Annotated in this window: 1 protein-coding gene; it reads right to left on the bottom strand. The window is 36.8% G+C overall.

Annotation, left to right across the window (positions count from 1 at the left end):
- Window positions 1–4,174: PAS domain S-box protein (locus ACY65O_RS18405; protein ID WP_462222322.1), on the bottom strand; the 4,174-nt coding region annotated here is incomplete at both ends.

The following is a 4,174-nucleotide window of genomic DNA, read 5'->3' as shown; positions in this document are numbered from 1 at the left end:
TTACTATGGCAAGTCCTAATCCTGTACCTCCATAAATACGTGATGTTTCACTACTTGCCTGATGAAAATTTTCAAACACGGCCTCCATTTTATCTGCAGGTATGCCTATGCCCGTATCGGCCACAATAAATTCAAGCTCTACTTCTGTTTCATTTTGCATAAGCATACGCACACTAATAGAAATAGATCCTTTGGAAGTAAACTTTACCGCATTGCTTATTAAGTTTAAAATAATTTGGTGTAGCCGCACAGGATCGCCCAGCAAAACAGTGGGTATGGTGGCATCGTACTCCTTAATAAATTTTAAATTCTTTTCTTCTACCCGGTTTTCAAACAAATGCAAAATGGCTGTAAATGTGTTTGATAATTTAAACGGTATTTGTTCAAAAACAATTTTACCTGCATCAACTTTTGCCAAATCGAGTATATCATTTATAAGCACAATTAAAGCATGGCCGCTTAAATTAATAGCCTGTAAATATTCAGTTTGTTGTGCACTAAGGTTTGTTTTTAAAATTACTTTTGTAAACCCAATAATGGCGTTCATGGGTGTACGTATTTCATGACTCATGTTACTCAAAAACTGCTGTTTGGCAATTACTGCCGCTTCTGCAATTTGAGTTGCTTCTATTGCTTTTTGTTTTTCCTTTTCTGCTGCAAGGGTGGCCGTTTCGGCAAATACTTTAGCTTCTGTTAATGCTTGTGCTATTTTCTTTTCTTCTGTTACATCTCTTGCCACAACTACTACACCCACCACCTCATTATTTTGATCTTTATAAACCGACCCGTTTAAAAATACATCTGTAAGTTTTCCATTTACATGGCGTAGTGTTAGTGGTGAGTTTATTATGTTTCCGTTTGTAAATACCATTTGGTAAACTTCACGGGCTTTTTTAGGCTCAGTAAAATATTTAAAAAAGTTTGAGTTGCTTAGTTCTTCTCTTGTAAAACCAGTTATAGTTACGGTGGCCTGGTTCATATCTGTAATTTTTCCTTCGGCGTTAATGGTAATTAACGGATCTAAACTGGCTTCAATTAAACTTCGAGAATATTCTGTAAGTATTTCTTCACGAGCTATAAATAATTCTTTATTTTTTTGCTCAAGTTCTTTATTACTTTGTTCTAACTCACGGGTTCTTAGTTCTACAGATTTTTCTAATGCTGCATTGTGCTGTTTATGTTCTTGTATTTCAGTTTTAGAACCTACCCACATTTTTATATTTCCCAGTTCATCTTTTAAAGCTACGGCTTGGGTGAGATGCCATAAATATTGGCCATCTTTTCTTAGCAATCTGTTTTCTGATACAAAGTTTTGGCCACTAAGCAAGCATTGCTCCCATTGTATTTTATTTTTAACCCAATCATCGGGGTGCATTACTTTTTGCCATCCGTTTCCTTTTAATTCTTCGGTAGTTTTGCCTACATAGTTTAGAAATGTGTTATTAAAATAATCTTTGTTGCCTTCGGCATCGGAGGTCCAAATTTTTTGCGGTATTAATTCTGCCATCTGCCTAAATTGTATTTCGCTTTCTTCTATTTTTTTTCTTGAAAGCACTTGCTCTGTAATTTCATGTGCTAATGCCATTACCCCAGCAATGTTACCATTAGCATCTTTTAAAGGCTCGTACACAAATTTTACAAACGCATTTTCAATATTTCCGTTTCGTTTTAAATTAATAGCAAGCTCCTCTGCTACAAAACGTTCGCCTGTTTTGTAAACAGTATCTAGTAATTCTTTAAATCCCTGTTCCATCAATTCGGGTAGCACTTCAAATGCAGGTTTGTTTAATGCCTGCTCTAATGTTCTATCCCACATTTCATACATGCCTTTATTAATAACTTCTATTATATAATTTGGGCCACGCAATACACATATAGCAACAGGTGCCTGCAATACCAGGTTTTGAAACCGGGTTAGCAATTCTTTTTCTTTTAGTTCATTTTGTTTTTGTTCTGTAATATCTCTTGATACAGAAAGTATGCGGTGCAAATTTTTATCAGTTCCATCTTCCTGCACGGGCAGTACTATAATATCCCACCACTTAGGAGTGCCTTTTGCTGTGGGGCCAAAAAGCTGCAACTGAATTTTTTCTCCGCTTTGTGCAGTTGCTACAGCATCTTTTATAATTTGCCGGTTATGCGGTTCCCACATATCCCACCAATAGGTATTTTGTACCTGCTCAAAATTATCTAGTTCTAACAGGCAAATACCGTTTGTATTCATAAACTGTAGCCTGCCTTCTTCATCCAGCATTTTTACACAATCGGGGCTGCTTTCTAATACGGTGCGGTTAAAGGCTTCGCTTTCTTTTATTTTTTTGTTTAAAATTGCCATCGGCGTTACTTCGGTGGCAATAATAACTACACCCGAAATAGTTTCATCTGCTTCCCGATAAGGCTGATAAGCAAAATTAAAATAGGCTTCTTCCATTTTTCCATTCCTCTGTAGTTGTACAAGAGATTCATTAGAGGAGTAAGAAATGCCGGTGCTGTACACTTCATTGAGCAATTCCGGAAAGCCTTGGTCTTTAATTTCGGGTATAACTTCAAATATTGATTTGCCTTCTACATCTTTTCCTTTGCCCCACATTTCTTTTACGCTATCATTAGCAAGGGTAACTACCATATCTATTCCTTTAAGTATTGCAAAAGCAAATGGCGATTGAAGCAACATCATGTTATACCGCTTATTGCTATCTTCGATTTGTTTGCGGCCAAGCACCTGGTTTGTAACTTCATGTGCAATAGTAATTACTCCGGAAATAGTTTTGTCTGTTTCAAAATGGGGTTGATATACAATATTGAAATACCGTTCTTCCACAACGCCATTGCGGTTTAACCGGGCAAGTATTTCATTGGCATTAACAGGCTCACCACTGGTATAAACTTTATCCAGCATAGCCGGAAAGGGCTGATCAATAAGCTCGGGTAAAACCTGCAGCAGCGTTTTTCCTTCCACCTCATCGCCTTTTCCCCAAAAATTTTTCATCAGGTCATTGGCAAGGGTTACAACCATATCCTTCCCTTTCATTATTGAAAAAGCAAACGGGGAGTTCATAAGCATCATGTGATAACGATGTTCATTTTCTTCCAGTAACTTTTGTGCTTGTTTTCGTTCGGTGATGTCGGTGAATAAAATGATAAACATTTCCTTCCCGTTTGGGATAGCTTTAATTTCAAACCACCGATTAGTGAATTCAAAAAATTTCTCAAATCTTACAGGGAGTTGATTATCTACAACGGCAGCGTAGGTTTCAATCCACCATGTATCAATTGTAGGAAATGACTGGAGAATAGATTTGCCAAGTACCATTTCTATATTTATTCCTGTTTGCTTTTCATAATTAGAATTTACTTCATGCACATAGTAGTCAATTCCCTTCCCTTCTTTATTGCGAATCAATTCTGCCAGAACAAACCCCTGATCAATGGAATTAAACAACGAACGATATTTTTCTTCACTTTTGCACAAGGCTTCTTCTGCTTTAGCTCTTTCTATTGCTGCCCATGTGCGTTCGGCGGTTTCTTTGGCTAGCTGCACCTCTGCATTTGTCCATTCTCTTGGTTTATTTTGCACAAGGCAAAATATACCTACAGACTTTCTGTTTTTTATGACAGGTATATTTATAAATGAATGATTCTGCAACTGAATGCAAATCTGTTTTAAGTCTTCGTCTATTATATTTGAGGTGTTTACATCATTAACAATATAAGTACTGCCTGTATCTAATGCTGCTTTTAAAAGGGTGAAACTACTTAGTGGATATATACCTGCATTGGAGGGCAAATCTCCCCTCATGCTATCCCGTAGAATAATGGCATTACCATCTTCTATATTAGCATAGAAACACCTATCCACATCCATAAAATCCATGGCTATTTTTGTAGCTGCTTCTTCAATGTCCACAGAGTTGTTGAGCGGTCGAAGTGCATCGCTCAATTTCAGCAGGAAAGCCTGTAGCTTTTCACTGGCTTCAATTTTTTTTGCGGCCTCTTTTCTTTCAGTAATATCTTCTATAGAAAGCAGTATCAGTTTTTCTTCCTTTTTTTCTCTTGTAATTTCAAGGGCGCTTAATAAAATAGTTCGTATGCCAATAGATGAAAAATTATGAGTTACTTCATAATCAGTGATACTTGTTTTTTGTGGTAACACTTCTTCCAGCAAAGTTCGCAG

The sequence above is a fragment of the Ferruginibacter sp. genome (assembly GCF_031430955.1).
Lineage (GTDB): Bacteria > Bacteroidota > Bacteroidia > Chitinophagales > Chitinophagaceae > Ferruginibacter.
Note: the sequence above shows the minus strand (reverse complement) of the source record. Positions and strands in the feature narration are given on the sequence as shown.